Here is a 21,446-nt window from a genome sequence, read left to right as displayed (position 1 = left end):
TTTGTTTTGGGTTAAATGGCTAAATTTGCGCATCTTTTTTTGATAAAACATTTAGAGTTATGAAAAAATTTAGAAATGCAATTGTATTGCTTGCGGCAGGAGTTGCTTTTGCAGCTTGCCAAAACAACGGTAAAACAGCAGCTAATGCTGGTGCCAATGATTCAACAGCTAAAGATTCAGCAGCTACTGATTCAGTAGTTTATGAGGGTACAGTTCCTGCAGCTGACGGCCCAGGTATTAAGTATCAGTTGGCTTGTGTGAACGATTCTTCTAAGGGTTTCCGCCTCACAACAACCTATCTTCAGGCTGAAAAGGGCAAAGATCAAGTTTCAGAAAGCAAAGGAAAGTATGAAGTTGTGAAGAAGACTGTTGCCGGAAAAGAAGGCACTTTCTACAAACTTCCTGCGTCAGATGGTTCAGGTGAGACTATTTTGAAGGTCGTTAACGACAGCACTCTGCGCTTGGTTAACAGCAACTTTGAAGAAGCTGCTTCAAAATTGAACTATGATTTGAAACTCAAAAAGTAATTGCTTTTTTTGTATTAGAATAAAAATTATTACATGAAAAGGTTCACATGCGAGCGTATGTGAACCTTTTTTTGATGCTTGTTTGCCATCTATTCGCCAAAATAGTCGGCCAAAGCTTGCATCGCACTGCCATCATGATTGGGCAAATCTTGAATGATTTCGCCCTTTTCCATCAGCAGAATACGCGATGAAATGTCGGCCACAAAGTTAAGATTATGGCTCGATAGGAGCACTAACGTGCCCAATTCCTCATTGATTCGCTTGATGAATTTGCTCACTTGTATCTGCGATGAAGGGTCAAGGAAGTTGAAAGGCTCGTCGAGTATGAGCACTTGTGGATGAATAAGCATTGCTCCAATGATGCCAATCTTTTGCTTGTTGCCCTGCGAAAAATCGCGAATGTATTTCTTTTTCCCGAGAATTTCGTCGTGCATAAGCGGTGCATAATAGGCCAAACGCTCGTGCAGAGTGGCATCATCAATGCCATAAACGGCTGCAATGAATTGGAAATACTCTTCGGGTGTATAAAGTTCTATGAGGAAACGCCCATCAATAAACGAGCCCGTATAGTGTTTCCAAGCCTCTGTCTCATTTACTTTTTCACCATTACTACACACAAAGCCCTGCGTCGGTTCAATCAAATCGAGGATTAAACGCATGAGTGTTGTCTTGCCGGCACCGTTGTTTCCCACCAAACCTACTAACTCACCCTGCTTTAAAGTGAGCATAGGAATATTGACAACCATGGCCTTTCCATACCTTTTTTGAAGGAGTTGAATTTGAATATCCATTGTCTTTGATGATTTTTTTGTTGTGAATAAAAGGGTTTATTGATTGAATGTTTCCATGCGTTGATGCCGCTTGGCCATGAAACGCCGCGCCAATACGCGCAACACTATGGGCGAAAGGCACAACAATAAGCAACCCATCGTCACCAGAATTGCTTGCACAACAAACATGGAATGAATGAATGCGAAGAGCAGAAAGACGATGGCGAGGGGCAAAAGTGACACCAAACTATACAAATTGATGCTCCAACTGGCTCCCTGATAGTTGAAAAAAGCCGAGCCACTGAGGTCTAATCGCCGTGAAAAAAGACAGGTAGGGAAGAACAACAAATTGCACCCCACGCTGAAGATGAACAAGGAAAGCAGTTGCAACAGCGTCCAATAGCCATAGAAAACGCCTGGCAATAGCACCACTACCGACAGCAAATTGAGCTGTATGAAGAACAGATACTTGCGCCGAAGCATTCTTTCTATGAGCAAAGGCTTTGTCAACAGCCCATGAAAGAAATTGCCTTCGACGCCAAAAATATATTGCCCTAAAATCATAGACGGAAAGAAAATGGGAATGAACAGATAGGCTTGACGCGATGCCTCCAAATGAAATGACGAGCCATCCGATGCTCTTCCGAGATAAACTTGCAGCGTAAAAACAAGCAAAAGCAGCAAAAAGGCTGTACGGAGGCGCTTGACACGCATGAGCATCAGCCATTCCATGCCCAACAAACTGCGGCTCGTGAGGCGGACGGATGATGGGCGTTGCTGTCCGTAATCAGCATAATTGTGCACACCACACATATAAATAAACAGCAAAACAGCAAACAACAATGTGACGAAAGCCCATCCCACAACGCGCCAAACGGGTGAAAGCAGGGGCATGAGCAACGCAATGTAGCAGGCAGCCACTACATAATAAACCAACCAAGCTAACCACAATACCAACTTATACATCCACCCTTGCGTCAGACGATGTGCGGTAATGAGCAGCCCATCGGTCATACTGATGAGCAAAGAAAGACCAAAAGCGAGCAGCGCATAGCCCAAAGGCAGGCCAAGACACGCCACAATGAGCACAACAATGGGAATGAACCAGTTGAAATAGTCCACCAAATTAAGCACCAAGAGAAACATATTCCAGGTGTGACGCGCAATAGGTTTGGTGCGCACATAGTCATCCATGCCCACCACATCGCGCTTCATCACGAGCTTCATCAGCACCTCTGTCACCGAAAGACCCACCACAAGCGGGACAATATAATACATGCTATCGGAATGATGGAATAAAGATGACCAGTTGCTGCCACCCTCTTTGAAGCCTGCCCACAACCCAATGGCAAAGCAAAACACGATATAAGCGAGGATACCTAAGCGTTTCCAGTCGAATGTTCGGCGCGAGATGGTCCACCAATGAAGTAATAAGATTTTCAGCATTTTATATTGATGTTGTTAAAAAGATGTGTCAAAGGTAACACTTTTCCTTAAACATTTTTCACGGCTTCACATAGAAAGGTGCTTTTTTAACGCTATTTTATAACCATAGCCTCATAAAAAACTCTACTTTTGCACCTTGAATTTGGATAACAACATAGAAAGAAAATGAAGAGAATGCTATTGATGTTGTGCTTCGTGGGGAGTGTTATTGCCGCAGGAGCACAAATGGAACGTGCGACAACCGGCGATCATTGGGTGGGCACTTGGGCCACAGCACAGCAACACCCTGTGAAGAGTTTCATGCCCTATAACAACAACTTGTCCTATCGTTCGGTGCGACAAGTGGTGAAAGTTTCGATTGGTGGCAAGCTCATACGTTTGGAACTTAGCAACGAACTTTCGCGCGAACCGCTCACCATTCGTTCGGTTTACATTGCACATGCCACCGATAGCTTTGCCATTGTGCCCCAAACGGCTAAATATTTGCTGTTTAACGGGCAGACACAAGTAACGATTCCGGCAGGGAAACGCGTTGTAAGTGATGCCCTTTCTTTCGACCTTCTGCCTTTGGAAAAGGTCGCCATCACGATGAATTATGGGCGTGCTCCGGCCGTTCCTACGGTGCACATGGGCTCGCGTACCACCTCTTATATCCTCAAAGGTGTGAGCACCGCACGCAGCAACTTTGCGCCTTCGTTTCGCGAAAACCATTGGTTTAACATTGCTTCGATAGCCGTTTTCGACCTCACGGCTAAGGCTATAGGGATTATCGGCAACTCGATTACCGATGGAAAGGGCACCACTGACAACGCAAACAATCGCTGGACGGACGTATTAGCAGAGCAATTACAGAAACGACATGGCGTGACAACGCGCGGAATTCTTAATTTAGGCATCGGCAATAACCGCGTAACAGTGGCGGGAGGTTTCGGCATTTTGGCCAAACAACGTTTCAATCGTGACATTTTAATGCAGCCAGGCATCGAGACTGTGGTGATTTTTGAAGGCATAAACGATATAGGAGCGGCTTCAAAAGGAGCGAGTGAACGCGTGGCGGCCGACTTGATTAACGCCTATGATGAGATGATTACTAAGGCGAAAGCCCGCAATCTGCGCATCTTCCTGTGCACCATTACGCCGTTTAAAGGTGCGAGTTATTACTCGCTTTTCCACGAAGCAGCGCGCAAAACCGTCAACCAATGGATTCGATCGCAACGCGAACGCGTAAATGGCATCTTAGATTTTGACGAGCTTCTGCGTGACCCTGCCGACCCGGAGCGTCTGCAAAAGCAATGGCAGAGCGATTGGTTGCACCCCAATCCCGAAGGTTATCGTGCGATGGGTGAATATGCTGCAGAGCGCTTGAAATAGCTTTTTCACAGCAAGTTGCAGGCTTTTTGGGCGAATAGTAACGCCCTTTTAATCGAAGGTGCAAACAGAACCGAAAGTAAAGTGGGCCACTTTACCCACTAAAGTAGGCTACATTGCCATGTAAAGTAGGCCACTTTACCGCATAAAGAAGCCCACTTTACAAATGATTTTGTGATGAAAAGTGGGGCGATGTGGAGAATTTTATGTAATTTTGAAGCCGAGATTCTCATTCAATATGTACACACGCACTTCTTAGGTCATTGCGAAATCAAGATGGATGCCAAAGGAAGTGCAAAAGAAGATTGCGCCCATGCGAATGACTTTGTCGGCACACGGCAAAACTTGATGTGCGAGAAGTAGACATGGTTTTCACAGCAACGACAAACATTTAATTTGGGTTTTTAAGGTCATGGTTAAAACAATAGAGGGCTATCACGTGCCGGTGCTCTTACAACCGAGCATTGATGGGTTGAACATCCGCCCCGGAGGCGTTTATGTTGACGCTACCTTTGGGGGCGGAGGGCATAGCCGTGAATTGCTTTCCCGATTGGATTCGACCGCCCATCTCTATAGTTTCGACCAGGATGCCGATGCCGAAAAGAATGTGTTTCAGTTGGAAACGGGTGGTCAACAGCGCTTTATCGACGACCCACGGTTTACCTTTGTGCGCAGCAACTTTCGCTATTTGCGCAATTGGATGCGCTATTATGGCGTAGAAGGTATCGACGGACTGCTTGCCGATTTGGGCGTTTCGAGTCACCACTTTGACGACGAATCGCGTGGCTTTTCATTCCGTTTTGATGCGCCATTAGATATGCGTATGAACAAACGTGAGGGCAAAACGGCCGCCGACATCGTGAACACTTATGCCGAAGAAGCGTTGGCTAAGGTGTTTTATCTGTATGGTGAACTGAAAAATTCGCGTCGTCTTGCTGCGGCATTGGTGGCGGCTCGCACAACAAAGCCCATCGCAACGACACAAGATTTTTTGCATGTGGTGGAGCCATTCTTTAAACGTGAACGTGAAAAGAAGGATTTAGCGTGCCTGTTTCAAGCGTTGCGCATTGAAGTAAACCACGAGATGGAGGCATTAAGTGACATGCTTTTGGCAGCCATCGACTGTCTTAAACCCGGCGGAAGGTTATGTGTCATCACCTATCATTCGTTAGAAGATCGCATGGTGAAGAACATTATGAAGACCGGAAACATTGCAGGCGAACGGCAAGTTGACTTCTATGGCCGCATGGAGACACCGCTAAAGTTGGTAAACAACAAGGTGATTGTGCCCGATAGCGATGAACAGCGTGAGAATTCTCGAAGCAGAAGTGCAAAATTAAGGATAGCAGAAAAGAAATGATGAGCGAAGATATTGCCCCGAAAGGGACACCCAAAATCACGTCGATTGTTGAGCAATCCATCTCCAATGGTGCTGAAACATCAGATGAAACCTTGTTGAAGGAGGGGCTGAAAGAGCGTCCTCGCAAGGCAAAGGCTGCTGCTGTGCCTAACGAAGAGGAAGCACCTTCGCTGAAAGAGGTTATCGAAAAGCAAGCCATTGAGGGCGAATCGCCGCAGGCTTTCACCTTCACGCTGAAGAAAATCTTGGGTGGTGACATCCTCACCACGCAGACCATGCGCAATCAGATCGGCGTGTTCTTGCTCATTACCCTGTTTCTTATCTTCTACATCGCCAACCGTTACAGTGTACAGAAAGACCTCATTGAGATTGATCGGCTGCAAAACGAGCTGCAAGATGCTAAGTATAAAGCGCTCTCAAGCAGCAGTCAGCTGACGGAAAAGAGCAGAGAAAGTCATGTGTTAGAGTTGTTAAAGAGCAACAAAGACAGTGTGCTGAAGATTGCAACACAGCCACCTTACATCATTAATGTGCCCGAAGAATGAGTAAGTTCAATCAAAACAAAGTGATGCTGCGCTATAGTGTTATCGCCATTTTGATGACGATTGTTGCGATAGGTGTGTTGGGTAAAGCGCTCTATTTGATGACTGCGAAACGCGATTATTGGCAACAAGTGGCCAATCGCGTGAAGAAAGACAGCGTAAGTGTGAAGCCTATTCGAGGCAATATCTTGAGTTGTGACGGACAACTCATGGCCAGTTCGCTGCCCGAATTTAAACTCTTCATGGACTTTAAAGCCTTGGAAGAGGCCAAAAACGATTCGCTCTGGCGCAGCAAACTCGACTCGATTTGTATGGGGTTAAACCGCATTTTCCCCGAAAAGCCTGCCTCAGCCTTCAAGCATTTGTTGACAGAAGGGCAGCGAAAAGGAAGTCGGCATTGGGCCATTTGGAACAAACGAGTGGATTATAACACCTACACCGAGGTGAAGGCGCTACCTGTTTTCAACCTTTCTCCTAATAAAAGTGGCTTTCATGTTGAAGAATATAATGCCCGAAAGCGCAGCTATGGCTCATTAGCAGGGCGCACGATTGGTGCCATGTTTGGTGCAAAAGACACGGCAAGGTTTGGTTTAGAGCTGTCCTATGACTCTATTCTTCGCGGCAGTAATGGTATCATTCATCGCCGAAAGGTGCTCAATAAGTTCCTCAATATCATGGATACTCCGCCCATTGATGGTGCTGATATTGTGACCACTATTGATGTAGGCATGCAAGACTTAGCAGAACGTTCGGTCATAGATGAGTTGAAACTCATCAACGGAAACGTAGGGGTTGCCATCGTTATGGAGGTTGCTACGGGCGATGTTAAAGCCATTGTGAACATGGAAAAATGCGTAGATGGTGCGTATCGGGAGGTGCGTAACCACGCCGTTAGCGACCTTTTGGAACCCGGATCTGTGTTTAAAACGGCCTCCATCATGGTGGCTTTAGACGATGGTGTGGTGGATACTACCTACAAAGTTGAAACGGGTTCGGGCACATGGCCTATGTATGGACGCGAGATGAAAGACCATAATTGGCGACGAGGTGGCTATGGATTGCTCACATTGCCACAGACTTTAATGGTGAGTTCGAACATAGGTGTGAGCCGAATTATCGACGAACACTATCGCAATCACCCGGAAAAGTTTGTTGAAGGTATCTATAGAACGGGACTTGCTGACGACTTAAAAATACCGCTTGTTGGTGCATCTCCTGCCCGAATTCGCATGCCAAAGAAGAACAATAGAGGCGAATGGGTGAACTGGAGTCACACGGCTTTACCGTGGATGAGCATTGGTTATGAGACGCAAATTCCACCGATTTCAACGCTAACTTTCTACAATGCAATTGCCAATAACGGCAAAATGATGCGCCCAAGGTTTGTAAAAGAGGTGGTAAAGAATGGTGAAGTCATCATTGATTTCCCGCCAGAAGTGATGCGAAGCAGCATCTGTAAGCCCAAGACCCTGCACGAAATACAGACCATTCTCGACCATGTGGTGAGCCAAGGTTTAGGCAAAAAGGCCGGTTCTCCATCGTTCCGAGTCGCCGGAAAGACGGGAACTGCGCAAATGTCTAAAGGAGTTCAGGGTTATAAGAATGGCGGAGTGAACTATCTTTTGAGCTTTGCGGGCTACTTTCCTGCTGATAATCCCCGCTATAGCTGCATCGTTTGTATTCAGAAATCGGGTATTCCTGCCAGCGGAGGCGGTATGAGTGGTGTCGTGTTTCATAACATTGCAGAAGGCATTATGGCGCAGAGTCTGCGCTTAGATGTGGCTGATGCACGCGACGCTTCATCGGTATTCACACCCGATGTGAAGCCAGGTAACGTCTTAGCTGCCGATTATGTGTTGTCGCATTTGGGCATTAATGCCAATAAAAACTGGAGTGGAAGCTATGCCAATGGCAATCCTATTTGGGGAAAAGCCGAGCATCATCCTCATCAAAAGGCCATCACCTTGGAGCAAACCCCAACGCCACGCCGTCACATTGTGCCCAACGTTGTGGGCATGGGCGCGCGAGATGCCGTTTATTTGTTAGAGAGTAGAGGCGTGAAAACAACGGTTATTGGGCGCGGAACTGTTGTAAAACAGGACATCGAAGCAGGCCAAAGGATTAAAAAAGGCATGCACATTGTCTTAACATTAGAATAGAACATCAATAGAAATAAAGATATGAAATTAAACGAAATGCTGCGCAACATCACACCTTTGCAGGTGATTGGTGATGCAGAAATGGAGATTAAAGGCGTGAATATCGACTCACGCAAGATTCAACATGGACATCTTTTCGTGGCCGTTAAGGGCACACAAGTGGATGGTCATCAGTATATCGACAAAGCTATTGAGCAAGGTGCCACGGCAGTCTTGTGTGAAACTTTGCCCCAAACCTTGGCAAAAGGCGTAACTTTTGTGCAGGTTGCCGACACAGAAGATGCCGTTGGCAAGGTGGCTACCTTATATTATGGTGACCCATCTAAACACTTAAAGCTCGTAGGGGTGACGGGAACGAATGGGAAAACCACCATCGCCACCTTATTATATAACATGTTTCGCAAGTTCGGTTATAAGGTAGGGCTGCTCTCTACCGTATGTAATTACATCGAAGATGAAGTTATTCCGGCCGATCATACCACACCCGACCCCATAGAGCTCAATGAATTGTTGAGCCAAATGGTGGCTGCCGGCTGCGAATATGCCTTTATGGAATGTTCAAGTCATGCCATTCATCAGAAGCGCATCGGCGGTTTGACCTTTGCAGGAGGCTTGTTTACCAACCTCACGCGTGACCATTTAGACTATCATAAGACGTTTGAAAACTATCGAAATGCAAAGAAAGCATTCTTTGATGGGCTGCCAAAAGAGGCTTTTGCCATTACCAATGCCGACGATAAGAACGGACTTGTGATGGTGCAGAACACCAAAGCCACGGTTAAAACCTACTCTGTTCAAGCACCGGCCGACTTCAAAGCGCGCATCTTAGAGTGTCATTTCGAAGGCATGTACCTTGAGATTGATGGCCGAGAGGTGGGCGTTCAGTTCATCGGTAAGTTCAATGTAAGCAACCTTTTGGCCGTCTATGGTGCAGCCCGCATGTTAGGTAAGTCGCCAGAAGAGATTCTTTTGGTCATGAGTACGCTGCATAGTGTGAGCGGACGTCTTGAACCTATCCATTCAAAAGAGGGCTATACGGCCATCGTTGACTATGCCCATACGCCCGATGCACTTGAAAATGTGCTGAAAGCCATTCACGAAGTGCTCAATGGGAAAGGCCATGTCATCACCGTTTGTGGTGCAGGCGGCAACCGAGATAAGGGCAAACGTCCCCTCATGGCGCAAGAGGCTGTGAAGCAAAGCGACAAGGTTATCATCACCAGTGATAATCCACGCTTTGAAGATCCGCAGGACATTATCAACGATATGCTCGCAGGTTTGAACCCACAACAAATGAAAAAGGTGCTTGCTATCGTGGACAGACGCGAAGCAATTCGCACGGCTTGCATGATGGCACAGAAAGAAGATGTCATCCTTGTAGCTGGAAAAGGTCACGAGAACTATCAGGAAATCAAGGGCGTGAAACACCATTTTGACGACAAAGAAGTGCTGCAAGACATCTTCAAAGAGCAGTAATCTTGTTTACGTTTGCAATGGTTTGGAAATGAAACTGTTAGCAATATCTCAAAAAAGTGGCCCATATTACTGGGTAAAATGGGCTATATTGCGCCACAATTTGCACCAAATTGCCAAACGATTTGATACTTATTGCGAGGCCATCTCTGCACAACAGTTTCACCATGCGTTGGCAACGCTTGTTTCATCACAGTTAAAATCGAATAAAAAACATGTTATACTATCTCTTTAGGTTCTTAGAACAATACGGCATCAGCGGCTCCCATATCTGGGGTTACATCTCTTTCCGGTCGCTGTTAGCCTTGATTTTGTCGTTGGTTATATCGGCATGGTTTGGCGAACGCTTCATCAAATACCTCAAGAAGAAGCAAATAACCGAAACCCAACGCGACGCCACGATCGACCCCTTCGGCGTGAAAAAGATTGGAGTTCCATCGATGGGTGGCGTCATTATCATTCTGTCTATCTTGGTTCCCGTGCTGCTTTTAGGACGTTTGCGCAACATCTACCTCATCTTAATGGTTATCACTACGGTGTGGTTGGGCTTTCTTGGCGGTATGGATGACTATATCAAAATCTTCAAACGCGATAAAGAAGGGCTGAAAGGCAAGTACAAAATCGTGGGACAAGTGGGCATAGGCTTGATTGTAGGTTTAGTGCTTTGGGCCTCGCCCGATGTGAAAATGAATGAGAATATCGCCATAGAACGGCAAGAGAATGTCATCGTAAAGCATCGCAGTGAAGCCCATAAATCGCTCAAAACAACCATTCCTTTCGTCAAAGGACATAACCTGAGTTACAGCAATCTCATGAGCTTTTGCGGCAAACACAAGGTTGCAGCAGGCTGGATTTTGTTTGTTGTGATGACCATTGTCGTTGTAACCGCCGTGAGCAATGGTGCCAATTTAAACGATGGAATGGATGGAATGTGTGCCGGGAACTCGGCTATTATCGGGGTTGTTATCGGCATTTTGGCCTATGTGAGCAGTCATATCCAATTCGCAGCCTACTTAAATATCATGTATATTCCGCAATCCGAAGAGATAGTTGTCTTCATGTGCGCCTTCATTGGCGCGTTGATTGGCTTCTTGTGGTACAATGCTTATCCTGCACAAGTGTTCATGGGTGACACCGGATCGCTTACCATTGGTGGCATCATTGCAGTGAGTGCAATCATCATTCACAAAGAACTTTTGCTACCAATCCTCTGTGGAATCTTCTTCGTTGAGAGCTTAAGTGTCATCCTTCAGGTGTACTATTATAAGATAGGTAAGCATAAAGGATTGAAACAACGCATCTTCAAACGAACGCCGATACACGATAATTTCCGCGTAACCGACGACCAGTTGGATCCCGATTGTCACTATCTGATTACCGCTCCCCATAGTGCTAAGCACGAAGCGAAAATCACTTTACGCTTTTGGGTCATTACCATTATCTTGGCAGCACTCACCATTATCACATTAAAGATTAGATAACAATGAAAAGAATCGTTATATTAGGTGGCGGAGAAAGTGGCGCAGGAGCCGCCGTTCTGGCCCAAAAAGAAGGGTTTGATGTGTTTGTTTCCGACCTATCGGCCATCAAAGAACCCTATAAAAAGTTGCTCGATGACCACCACATTGAATGGGAAGAGGGGCAACACACGGCTGAAAAGATTCTCAATGCCGACGAGATTATCAAGAGTCCCGGCATTCCAAAAGAGGCTCCTATGGTGCAAAAGCTCATGCAACAAGGCACACCTATCATCAGTGAAATAGAGTTTGCGGGGCGTTATACGCATGCAAAAATGGTGTGTATCACGGGAAGTAACGGTAAAACCACTACGACATCGCTCATCTATCACATCTTTAAAACGGCGGGATTAGACGTGGGATTGGCCGGTAATATCGGTCATAGTTTGGCCCTACAAGTAGCCGAATCGCCCCACGAATACTATGTGATTGAGCTGAGTAGTTTTCAATTAGACAACATGTATCAGTTCAAAGCCGACGTTGCTATCCTGCTGAATATCACTCCCGACCATTTAGATCGCTACGACAACTGTTTTGAAAACTATGCCGAAGCGAAACTAAGGATTTTGCAAAACCAAACACAAGCCGACAGCTTTATCTATTGGAAGGACGACCCCGTGATTGCAAAAGAGCTGCAAAAGCATGCTGTCCATGCAAAAACCTATCCGTTTGCAGCGCATAAAGAGAATGGTGTTGTGGGCTATATCGAACAAGAACAATACACCTTGGCATACCCTTCAACGTTCCAAATGCCGCAAAGCGAGCTGTCATTAACCGGCAAACACAACCTTTATAACAGCTTAGCAGCTGGTTTAGCGGCCAATATTGTGGGCATACCTCACGACATTATTCGCCAGAGTTTAAGCGACTTTCCCGGCGTAGAACATCGGTTAGAGAAGGTATGCAAGGTGAATAATGTGCTCTATATCAACGATTCTAAGGCCACAAATGTTGATGCTTGCTGGTATGCTTTGGAGAGTATGACCACCCCAACCATTCTTATTCTTGGAGGAAGAGATAAGGGTAATGACTACAAACCCTTATTGCCTTTGGTGAAAGAGCGATGCGTTGGCTTGGTTTATTTAGGCGCAAACAACCAAAAATTGCACGACAATTTCGACCATTTGGGCCTGCCTGTGCGCGATACCCATAGCATGAGCGACTGCGTTAAAGCCTGCTTTGAGATGGCAAAGCCTGGAGAAACGGTGCTGTTAAGCCCTTGTTGTGCCAGCTTCGACCTCTTTAAAAATATGGAAGATCGCGGAGAACAATTCAAAACATTAGTTAGAAACTTATAGAAGAAAGTGCTGTTAAAGAATCATTCAAGGCGGCTTCACGCCCGCATCTATCGCCACATGGGGCAAACATGCTCGCAGAACACGACCGATAGCGGGCAGAAAAAGCAACTGAACAAAGCGCTTGTTGCCGCTTTTTGACCGATTTTCACAGCTTTCAACACAATGAACAGCAAAACACTTGGAAACATTTTCAAAGGCGATAAGGTGATATGGATGATATTTTTCTTCCTATGTATCATCTCCATCGTAGAGGTTTTTTCGGCTTCTTCCGAATTAACTTACAAAGGAGGCAGCTATTTTTCGCCCCTCATCAAGCATATCGGCATCCTCATTTTCGGTTTCTTCAGCATGGTGGTGGTGCTCAATATCAAGTGTAAGTATTTCAAAATTGCCACCCCTTTCTTCATTCTCCTCTCGGTGTTCACCCTGCTTTGGGTGATTGTTGCAGGACAATCGACCAACGGAGCGCAACGATGGGTGAACTTTATTGGCATACAATTTCAGCCATCAGAGATTGCAAAAGGCACCGTAGTGTTGGCCACTGCGCAGATTTTGAGTGCACTTCAGACCGACCATGGTGCCGATAAGATTGCCTTTAAATACATCTTAGGCATTTGTTTCCTCATCATTCCACTCATAGCCTTAGAGAATTTGTCCACCGCAGCCTTGCTTAGTTTGGTGGTGTTGATGATGATGTTGATTGGAAGAGTGCCCATGCGGCAAATCGGAAAGTTAGTCGGTGTGGTCGTTTTAGGCATGTTATTGGTGTTTGCAGGCGTCATGTTGGTGGGCAAAGACACCCAGAATGAAGACAACGACAAGGTGTTAACGGAGCAAGTTCAGCCCGATTCGCGCGAAGAAGGCCTCTTTGGAAAGATTTTTCACCGTGCAGATACGTGGAAATCGCGCATCGATAAGTTTGCCCAACACAAAGAGATTGCACCGGAAGATGTCGACTTAGATAAAGACGCTCAAGTAGCACATGCCAACATAGCCATTGCCTCTTCCAACATTATTGGCAAGGGACCGGGCAACAGTGTGGAGCGCGATTTCCTCTCACAAGCCTTCTCCGACTTCATTTATGCCATCATTATCGAGGAGTTGGGCATCGAAGGCGCCGTGTTTGTGGCCGTGCTTTATATCATGCTTCTCTTTAGAACGGGACGCATAGCCAGTCGCTGCGAGAACTATTTCCCTGCCCTTTTGGCCATGGGGTTGGCCATGTTGCTGGTGACGCAAGCGCTGTTTAACATGTGTGTGGCCGTGGGAATTGTGCCCGTTACGGGACAACCGCTCCCCCTTATCAGCAAAGGCGGAACCTCTTCGGTCATTAATTGCATCTATGTGGGTGTGATTTTAAGTGTGAGTCGCTCTGCTAAAAAGCGGGGAGAAAGCGAACCTACGAAGGCAAAGGCTGCCCAACTTTCAGCCACCGTGTAAGCAAAGGTGCGGGCATTTAGGGAAGGCTTTGGAAATCAATGCTTTATAAAGGTAACCAAAGTGGGCTGTTTTACCGTGTAATTCAGTAGAGATTGTGATAGAATTGCCATGAGATTACACCCCAATATGGCACACTTTTCTTTGCTTTCCTCCATCAACTGTCAGCTATGGGCTTAGGCTATGGCCGAAAATGAAGATGCACCCGCAACTTCTTTAAGAGGACCAAAATCTGCACAACGGTGGTATGCGCCAACTAACCCGCATGAACAGTGCGCACACTTGCTATGCCCTATTTAACAATTAATAGACGGCAAAATAAGTAAGAACTAAAAAAAATGATTACTTTTGCAATAATATAAAAAACAAAGCGTAATGGAGCAAGAATTAAGAGTTATCATTAGCGGTGGCGGTACGGGCGGACACATCTTCCCGGCCATATCGATTGCTAACGCCATCAAAGCCAAACGTCCCGATGCAAAGTTGTTGTTTGTGGGTGCGTTGGGCAGAATGGAGATGCAAAGAGTGCCCGCTGCCGGCTATGAAATAAAAGGACTTCCCATTGCAGGTTTCGACAGAAAGCACCTGCTCAAGAATGTCGTTGTGCTCTACAAGATATGGAAAAGCCAACGCATGGCTCGCAAAATCATTCGCGATTTCAAGCCCATGGTGGCCGTAGGTGTCGGCGGATTTGCCAGTGGCCCCACCCTGAATGTGTGTGCATCGAAAGGCATTCCCTGCTTGATTCAGGAGCAAAACTCATACGCTGGTGTAACGAATAAGCTGCTATCAAAGAAAGCTTCGAAGATATGTGTAGCCTATGAAGGCATGGAACGCTTCTTCCCTGCCGAGAAAATCATACTGACAGGCAACCCCGTAAGGCAGAATGTGCTCAACGTTTCGCTCACAAAAGCTGAAGCAAGAGCGAAATTTGGCTTGGACGAACAGAAGAAAACCATTTTGTTAGTAGGTGGAAGTTTGGGTGCACGCACACTCAACGATAGCATGTTGAATCATCTTGACGTGATTAAAAACAGCGATGTTCAATTCATTTGGCAGACGGGAAAGTTTTATTACCAACACATTTTGCAGCAGCTCGAAGGTCACAATCTGCCCAACTTAAAGGTGATGGACTTCATTGCTGATATGGGTGATGCCTACAAAGCCGCCGACCTTGTCATCAGCAGAGCAGGTGCCAGCAGCATCAGCGAGTTCTGTTTGATAGGGAAAGCCGTTATCTTGGTGCCGTCACCCAACGTAGCTGAGGACCATCAAACGAAGAATGCGATGGCCTTAGTGAACCGAAGTGCTGCTATTTATGTGAAAGACAGCGAGGCACCCGATGTGCTTTTGTCAACAGCCATTGGGGCAGTTCACGATGACGAACAACTGAAACATTTAGAAGAAAACATATTAAAACTCGGATTAAACAACGCTGCAGACGTCATTGCAGATGAGGTAATTCGATTAGCTTTGCAATAGATGGAATTAAAAGACATTAAAGCCGTTTACTTTATTGGTGCCGGAGGCATCGGTATGAGTGCAATAGCACGCTACTTTATGAAGCGTGGTTTAGTGGTTGCTGGCTATGACAAAACGCCATCAAACCTCACCCATCAACTTGAAAAAGAGGGCATGGTGATACACTATGAAGAAGATGTGGCCGAGATTCCTCACGCTTGTAAGAACCCCAAAACCACATTGGTTGTCTACACCCCAGCCGTGCCTTCGCAGCATCAGGAGTTGGTGTTTTTCAGAGAAAATGGCTTCGAAGTGGAGAAACGTGCACAGGTGTTGGGACGCCTAACGCAAGCACATCGTGGGCTATGTTTTGCCGGAACGCATGGCAAAACCACCACCTCTACGATGTGTGCCCACATCATGCACCAGAGCCATTTGGACTGTAATGCGTTCTTAGGAGGCATCTCTAAAAACTATGGTACAAACTATATTCTTTCTGACACCAGCGACTTTGTGGTGATTGAAGCCGACGAATTTGACCGTAGTTTCCATTGGCTTCGCCCGTGGATGAGTGTCATCACCTCGACAGATGCCGACCATTTGGATATCTATGGCACAGAGAAAGCCTACTTGGAGAGCTTCCGTCATTACACCGAACTCATTCAACCTGGTGGCGCTTTGGTGCTGCACACCGACTTAGCCATGCACGAACATGTGCAGGAAGGTGTGAAAGTGTATAGCTATAGCCGCGATAAAGGCGATTTTCACGCCGAGAATATCGTGATTGAGAATGGCGAGATTACATTCGATTTTGTGTCGTCTGTAGAAACGGTTCGCGGCATCAGTTTAGGCCAACCCATCCCCATCAACATTGAAAACAGCGTGGCTGCCATGGCGATTGCACAGCTCAATGGCTGCACGGCCGAAGAGTTGCGGTATGGCATGCGCACCTATAGCGGTGTAGACCGGCGCTTTGACTTCAAGATTAAGAACGACAAGCATGTGTTATTATCCGATTATGGGCACCATCCGAAAGAGGTGTTGCAAAGCGCAAAGAGCCTGAAAGAACTCTTTCCCAACCGAAAAATTACGGCTATCTTTCAGCCTCATCTCTACACACGTACACGCGATTTCTACCAAGACTTTGCACATGCGTTGAGCAACTTCGACGAAGTGGTGCTCACTGAGATTTATCCTGCGCGCGAAGCCCCCATCGAAGGTGTGACGAGCAAGCTCATCTACGACAACTTAGCCACCGGTGTAGAGAAGCATCTCATTGAAAAGAAAGATGTGTTGGCGTTTGTGAAACAACACGATACCGATGTGTTGGTGATTTTAGGTGCAGGCAATTTAGACAACGACGTGCCGCAAATTGCACAGATTATCAATCAAAAACCATAGTACAAACAGCTTAACATGCGCATTCATTGGAAAAAAGCACTCGTCATCACAACCGATATTCTGTTAGCAGGATATTTGGTTTTGGCGTTTACGGCTTTCAACAAGCCCGATGAATCGCAACGGTTGTGCACACGGGTGAATATCGACATTCAAGACAAGGCTACCAATGGGTTTATCAATGCGCAGGAGATTAAGAACCGATTAGAGAAAGAACACCTCTACCCTCTATCGCAACCCATGCGCAACGTGAGCCTCCGCGAGATGGAAGAGCTGCTGAAAGCCAGCCCTTTTGTGAAGACCGCAGAATGTTATAAGACGGAAGGGGGGACGGTGAACATCACACTAACACAGCGAATGCCCGTCGTAAGGGTGAAAGCCAGCAATGGAGATGATTATTATTTGGATGATAAAGATTGCATTATGCCCAACTCTCACTACACCAGCGACCTCATCATTGCTACGGGAGACATCTCAAAACCGTTTGCCACCCATTATCTCTCGCCCATGAGTAAAGCCATTATGGCCCATCCGCTGTGGAGCAATCAGATTGAGCAAATCAATGTGTTGCCCGACAAGACCATAGAGTTGGTGCCCCGAGTGGGTCATCACATCGTGGGCTTAGGTGCGATTCCTTATAACAAATACAAATCAAAGCGAAACGCAGTCGTGACAGCTTTCATCGAAAAGAAACTCAATCGGTTGGAGAAGTTCTACCGCTATGGGCTTTCACAAGCTGGCTGGAACCGCTATAGTTACATCAACTTGGCGTTTGACAATCAGATTATTTGCAAACGGAGAGATGGCAAGCCCGCGCGCGAAGAGGACGACCTGCACACGCTCTCTGAAAGCGATGTGATTGGCGATGTGCCCGAAACGCACGAAGAAGCACGTCCCACGGAGGAGCAAGCATCGAAAGAAAAGGCCAAAACCACCACGGCAGAGAAAGAAAAGAAAGACGAGGCCACGCCGAAAAAGGCTGAGAAAAAGGAGGAGAAGAAAACGGAAAAGCCACAGCATGCGGAGAAGACAACGAAAGAGAAACCTTCTACACACACAGCCGACAAGGCTAAAGTGCGCACGAAAGATAAGGCTAAAGAAACGACTTCTCACACGAAAGGCGAGCCAAAGAAAGAGAAAACGAAGAAACATTGATGTTGAATTGATAAAAAAATAGAGCATGGCAGAATTTATTGTTGCGATAGAATTAGGATCAACGAAGATCACAGGCATTGCCGGAAGGAAGAACCTCGACGGCAGTATCAGCGTGTTATCTGTGGTGAAAGAAGATGCTTCACAATGTATTCGCAAAGGCGTTGTGTATAATATTGATAAGACGGTGCAGAGCCTTACCAACATTATCAGTAAATTAAAAGCCAACTTAAAGGCCGAGATTGCCCACGTCTATGTGGGTGTGGGTGGGCAATCCATTCGCAGTGTGCGCAATGTGATTGTGGAAGAGCTGCCCGCCGACACCATCGTTTCGCAAGAAATGGTGAACCAACTCATGGACAAGAACCGCACCATGAGCTATCCCGATCAGGAGATTTTGGAAGCAGCCACGCAAGAATATAAGGTGGATCAGCAATACCAATTAGACCCTATCGGCATACAGTGCAGCCGCTTAGAGGGCAATTTCCTCAACATCTTGTGGCACAAAACGTTTTATCGCAACCTCAATAAATGTTTCGATTTGGCAGGAATAGCCATTGCCGAGATGTATTTAGCCCCAATGGTGCTGGCCGATAGCGTGCTCACCGAAGCCGAGAAACGCTCGGGATGTGTATTGGTTGACCTCGGAGCCGAGACGACAACCGTTGCCGTTTACTTCAAGAACATTCTACGTCACTTGGCTGTTATTCCGTTGGGCGGCGCCAATATCACCAAAGATATTGCATCGTTGCAGATGGAAGAGGGCGACGCTGAACGCATGAAGCTCAAATATGCGAGCGCATACACCGAGAATAACGACATTGACAACACGCTGATGTTGCCCATTGATGCCGAACGACAGGTTGAAAGCCGCAAGTTTATTGAGGTGGTTGAGGCGCGTGTAGAGGAGATTATCGAGAATGTTTGGTTTCAAGTGCCCGCCGAATATGTCAACAACCTCTTGGGCGGTATCATCCTAACGGGCGGCGGAAGCAACCTCAGAAACATCGAAACCGCATTCAGAAACCACACGCATGTCGACAAAATCCGCACAGCAAAATTCATCACTTTCAACATCAATTCAAACAACGAGGAACTGAAAGTGCACGATGGTACGATGAATACCATCTTGGCCCTCTTAGCCAAAGGCGATATGAACTGCGCCGGTCCCGAACTCACCAGCGACCTTTTCAACACTAATCAAGAGGGAATGACCACCACAACCACTACCGACCTGCATCAGAAAGCACGCACGCTCAACGAGACAACGGGCAGCGGAGTGGTGCGCACAGAAATCGAAAAGCAAAAGGCCGAGGAAGAAGAGCGCCGCAGAAAAGAAATCGAGATGCAAGCGGCCTTAGAGCAACAACGTCGGGAAGAAGAGCGATTGGCACGCGAACGACGCGAAAACAGCACCTTGCATAAGGCTATGAAGGGACTGAAGGGATTCTTCCAAAAAATGATTTCAGAAGACGAATAAAACTTTTACCTGCGTAAAAGATTGCTTACAGTATAAAAGAAAAAAGATATGGCAGAACAAAATAAACAAATGACGGTGGTAGATTTTGGTGACACGCCAGAGAAATATAGTATCATTAAAGTGATTGGTGTCGGCGGAGGTGGCGGAAATGCCGTCAACCACATGTATAAAAAGGGCATACACGACGTGTCGTTTGTGCTCTGCAACACCGACAACCAAGCCCTCAACAATTCGCCTGTCCCCGTGCGTTTGCAGTTGGGAAAGGAAGGATTGGGAGCAGGAAACCGACCCGAAAAGGCACGTGAGGCAGCCGAAGAGACTTTGGACGACATTAAAAATATACTCAGCGACGGCACAAGAATGGCATTCATCACTGCCGGAATGGGCGGCGGAACCGGTACAGGTGCAGCACCTGTCATCGCGCGCATCTCGAAAGAGTTAGACATTCTCACCGTCGGCATCGTCACCATTCCCTTCCGCTTCGAAGGCGCTCGAAAAATTGATCAAGCCTTAGACGGCGTCGAAGAAATGGCCAAACACGTTGATGCACTATTGGTTGTCAACAACGAACGCCTCAGAGAGATCTATCCCGACCTCACACTTTTAGACGCGTTCGGCAAAGCTGACGACACTTTGAGCGTCGCTGCCAAGAGCATTGCTGAAATCATCACCTACGAAGGCTACATGAACCTTGATTTCAACGATGTGAAAACCATCCTGCAAAATGGTGGGGTGGCCATCATGAGCACCGGATATGGCGAAGGTGAAGGCCGCGTAAAGAAGGCCATTGACGACGCTCTCAACTCGCCACTACTCAACGACAACGACATCTTCAACGCCAAAAAGATACTGCTGAGCTTGGGTTTCAGCAATGAAAAAGACCAGAACTCGGCGCTGATGATGGAGGAGATGAATGAGGTGAACGATTTCATGGCACGCTTTGATAGCGACTATGAAACGAAATGGGGTGTGGTCATCGACCCCGACTTGGGCCAAAAAGTAAAGATAACCATCCTCGCTACGGGCTTCGGCATTGAAGATGTTGACGGCATGAACAACCATTTAAAGAGGCACACCCAAGAAGAAGCCGACAGAATGGCGCAAGAAGAGGAGCGGCGTGCAGAACGGGAAGAACGACGAAGTCACTACTATGGCAACATCGGGAAAAACAGTCAGTATAAGCGTCGCCCACACATTTTCCTCTTCCGTCCCGAGGATTTGGCCAACGAGGACGTGATTTTGGCTGTTGAAAACACACCCACTTACAAGCGCACACGGCAAATGTTAGAAGAAATCCGTCATCAAACGCCGAGCGATCCTCCTGCAAAAAATGAGGAGAAGCCAACGGGTGAACCCACACAGAGCATCATCAGTTTCACTTAACAACGGCTCTGTTTCAACCTAAACGGGTGCAATGCGCGACCTTTTGGTATTGCATTGCACCCGTTTCTTTTTCCCTTTCCCACTCATTACCTCCCCACCCACCATCGCCTTTTCTTTCTCTTGCCCAATTCTCGCAAACGAAATGCGTTGCGCAGTGCTTGCATGTCTTTCGATAGGCCGCATCCAAACCGTGTAGTATGCCCCTACCACGTAGCAATTAGTTCTGCTTTTGATTACCTGGGTTGGCAAAAACACAGCCTACCTACCCAAACGAAATGCGTGGTAGTGTCTAAAAAAGTGTGTAAGCTCGACATAATTCTTATCTTTGCATTAAGTAATAAAAAACAACAAGAATATGGAACTTACACAAGGACAAATTTCGGAAATTATTTCGAATTACACAAGTAGCAGTGAAGGTTTTGTCACGCTTCAATCGTTGATTATGAATTCTTTGATGGCCCATGAGCGCGAATTATTCGTCAAAGCGAATAAAAATGAGCAATGCAATGGCTTTCGTCCTCGTCGTTGGTATTGTAAGGGCTATACGTTCGTCTTGCGCATTCCACGTAGCCGTAGCGGCAATTTCTATCCCGTACTTTTTAGGGATTATTCGTAGCGAATGTGAAGAGCGTGCTGCCTTGGTTTATCAACTTTATACCAAGGGACTTACCACCG

General features: G+C 46.6%; 17 protein-coding genes and 1 pseudogene. 16 read left to right on the top strand and 2 right to left on the bottom strand.

Annotation, left to right across the window (positions count from 1 at the left end):
- Positions 1-59: 59 nt before the first annotated feature.
- A complete protein-coding gene (locus HMPREF9431_RS07915; RefSeq protein ID WP_004380708.1) occupies positions 60-527 on the top strand; it encodes a copper resistance protein NlpE N-terminal domain-containing protein in 468 nt (155 codons plus the stop codon).
- 89 nt (positions 528-616) lie between these two features.
- On the opposite strand, the gene HMPREF9431_RS07910 is transcribed toward HMPREF9431_RS07915, so the two are convergent.
- Together HMPREF9431_RS07910 and HMPREF9431_RS07905 are read right to left on the bottom strand one after the other, a co-directional pair.
- Positions 617-1,318: an ABC transporter ATP-binding protein gene (locus HMPREF9431_RS07910; RefSeq protein WP_004380707.1), complete on the bottom strand. Its 702-nt coding sequence runs from the start codon at positions 1,316-1,318 to the stop codon at positions 617-619.
- Between the two features lie 36 nt (positions 1,319-1,354).
- On the bottom strand, positions 1,355-2,743 hold the full coding sequence (locus HMPREF9431_RS07905; RefSeq protein WP_004380706.1) for a DUF5687 family protein: 1,389 nt from the start codon (positions 2,741-2,743) through the stop codon (positions 1,355-1,357).
- Between the two features lie 165 nt (positions 2,744-2,908).
- On the opposite strand from HMPREF9431_RS07905, the gene HMPREF9431_RS07900 reads away from it, so the two are divergent.
- The 15 genes and pseudogenes from HMPREF9431_RS07900 to HMPREF9431_RS07835 all read left to right on the top strand — a co-directional run.
- Positions 2,909-4,114 (top strand): SGNH/GDSL hydrolase family protein, encoded by a 1,206-nt coding sequence (locus tag HMPREF9431_RS07900; RefSeq protein ID WP_004380705.1) that lies wholly within the window; start codon positions 2,909-2,911, stop codon positions 4,112-4,114.
- A gap of 189 nt (positions 4,115-4,303) precedes the next feature.
- The gene (locus tag HMPREF9431_RS12970; RefSeq protein ID WP_004380704.1) at positions 4,304-4,474 is read left to right on the top strand and encodes a hypothetical protein; all 171 of its coding nucleotides are present in this window, start codon (positions 4,304-4,306) and stop codon (positions 4,472-4,474) included.
- A gap of 49 nt (positions 4,475-4,523) precedes the next feature.
- The gene (gene rsmH, locus HMPREF9431_RS07895) at positions 4,524-5,471 is read left to right on the top strand and encodes a 16S rRNA (cytosine(1402)-N(4))-methyltransferase RsmH (protein WP_004380703.1); all 948 of its coding nucleotides are present in this window, start codon (positions 4,524-4,526) and stop codon (positions 5,469-5,471) included.
- A complete protein-coding gene (locus HMPREF9431_RS07890; protein ID WP_004380702.1) occupies positions 5,471-6,016 on the top strand; it encodes an FtsL-like putative cell division protein in 546 nt (181 codons plus the stop codon). The genes rsmH and HMPREF9431_RS07890 overlap by 1 nt, the downstream gene beginning before the upstream one ends.
- Entirely contained in the window at positions 6,013-8,172 is a 2,160-nt protein-coding gene (locus HMPREF9431_RS07885) for a penicillin-binding protein (protein WP_004380701.1), read from the top strand. The genes HMPREF9431_RS07890 and HMPREF9431_RS07885 overlap by 4 nt, the downstream gene beginning before the upstream one ends.
- Positions 8,173-8,193: 21 nt before the next feature.
- The gene (locus tag HMPREF9431_RS07880; RefSeq protein WP_004380700.1) at positions 8,194-9,648 is read left to right on the top strand and encodes a UDP-N-acetylmuramoyl-L-alanyl-D-glutamate--2,6-diaminopimelate ligase; all 1,455 of its coding nucleotides are present in this window, start codon (positions 8,194-8,196) and stop codon (positions 9,646-9,648) included.
- A 212-nt stretch (positions 9,649-9,860) separates the two neighbouring features.
- A complete protein-coding gene (locus HMPREF9431_RS07875) occupies positions 9,861-11,126 on the top strand; it encodes a phospho-N-acetylmuramoyl-pentapeptide-transferase (protein ID WP_004380699.1) in 1,266 nt (421 codons plus the stop codon).
- 2 nt (positions 11,127-11,128) lie between these two features.
- Entirely contained in the window at positions 11,129-12,460 is a 1,332-nt protein-coding gene (murD, locus tag HMPREF9431_RS07870; protein WP_004380698.1) for a UDP-N-acetylmuramoyl-L-alanine--D-glutamate ligase, read from the top strand.
- 162 nt (positions 12,461-12,622) lie between these two features.
- Positions 12,623-13,900: an FtsW/RodA/SpoVE family cell cycle protein gene (locus tag HMPREF9431_RS07865; protein WP_004380697.1), complete on the top strand. Its 1,278-nt coding sequence runs from the start codon at positions 12,623-12,625 to the stop codon at positions 13,898-13,900.
- Between the two features lie 372 nt (positions 13,901-14,272).
- Entirely contained in the window at positions 14,273-15,379 is a 1,107-nt protein-coding gene (gene murG, locus HMPREF9431_RS07860; RefSeq protein ID WP_004380696.1) for an undecaprenyldiphospho-muramoylpentapeptide beta-N-acetylglucosaminyltransferase, read from the top strand.
- Positions 15,380-16,759 carry a UDP-N-acetylmuramate--L-alanine ligase gene (gene murC, locus HMPREF9431_RS07855; RefSeq protein ID WP_004380695.1) on the top strand — a complete coding sequence of 460 codons (1,380 nt, stop codon included), beginning with the start codon at positions 15,380-15,382 and terminating at the stop codon, positions 16,757-16,759.
- 15 nt (positions 16,760-16,774) lie between these two features.
- Entirely contained in the window at positions 16,775-17,911 is a 1,137-nt protein-coding gene (locus HMPREF9431_RS07850) for a cell division protein FtsQ/DivIB (protein WP_004380694.1), read from the top strand.
- A 25-nt stretch (positions 17,912-17,936) separates the two neighbouring features.
- Positions 17,937-19,388, top strand: coding sequence for a cell division protein FtsA (gene ftsA / locus HMPREF9431_RS07845; protein WP_004380693.1), 1,452 nt, complete (start codon positions 17,937-17,939; stop codon positions 19,386-19,388).
- Between the two features lie 48 nt (positions 19,389-19,436).
- Positions 19,437-20,771 carry a cell division protein FtsZ gene (ftsZ, locus tag HMPREF9431_RS07840; RefSeq protein ID WP_004380692.1) on the top strand — a complete coding sequence of 445 codons (1,335 nt, stop codon included), beginning with the start codon at positions 19,437-19,439 and terminating at the stop codon, positions 20,769-20,771.
- A 355-nt stretch (positions 20,772-21,126) separates the two neighbouring features.
- Positions 21,127-21,446 (top strand): annotated as a pseudogene (locus HMPREF9431_RS07835) (transposase); the annotation flags it as partial.

It is taken from the genome of Segatella oulorum F0390 (genome assembly GCF_000224615.1).
In the GTDB taxonomy this organism is placed as follows: domain Bacteria; phylum Bacteroidota; class Bacteroidia; order Bacteroidales; family Bacteroidaceae; genus Prevotella; species Prevotella oulorum.
The sequence above is the reverse complement of the archived record's forward strand: the minus strand, read 5'-3'. Positions and strand labels throughout refer to the sequence as shown.